The sequence below is a fragment of the Aeromonas sp. EERV15 genome (assembly GCF_900079845.1).
GTDB lineage: Bacteria > Pseudomonadota > Gammaproteobacteria > Enterobacterales > Aeromonadaceae > Aeromonas > Aeromonas sobria.
The window spans coordinates 1-473 of sequence record NZ_FKKY02000106.1; the positions used below are offsets into that span (position 1 = coordinate 1).

The following is a 473-nucleotide window of genomic DNA, read 5'->3' on the forward strand; positions in this document are numbered from 1 at the left end:
GTCAGCGGCGGCGGCGAGGCTGATGATGCACTCGCTGCGCTGGAAACCGTCGAAGCGGAGGGGACGGGCGATCTTGCGGTGGCGGCGGCGCTGGGGCGGGTCTTGTGGCCACCGGCGACGGATCGGCGGGATCTCGTGGACCGTGCCCTCGATCAGCTGGAGGCGTGTGGAGACAGCGCGGCGGCGATCGCGCGTGCCGAGCGGTTCCGGCTGACGGTGGCCGTGGACCAGGATCGGGCGCTCGCCGTGGAGCGCGCGGCGGCGTGGGTCGACGCGGATCCGAAGCTGTACGCGGCTCTGGAGTGGCTTGGCGCAGCGCTCGGCGCAGAGGACCGTGAGGCGGAGATCGCGGCTCGCCGAGCCGCAGCGGAGCACTTCCAGGGGGAGGCACGCGCCGCGATGGAGGCGTCTGCTGCGGTGGTCGCCATGATCGATCAGCCGCACGAGCCGCAGCCGTTCGTCCGGGGGAACTC

At 72.9% G+C, this 473-nt stretch carries 1 protein-coding gene; it reads left to right on the forward strand.

Annotation, left to right across the window (positions count from 1 at the left end; all coding sequences use genetic code 11):
• Nucleotides 1–473, forward strand: a 473-nt coding sequence (locus BN4575_RS22810) for a hypothetical protein (RefSeq protein ID WP_176716463.1), incomplete at both ends; no start/stop codon positions are given.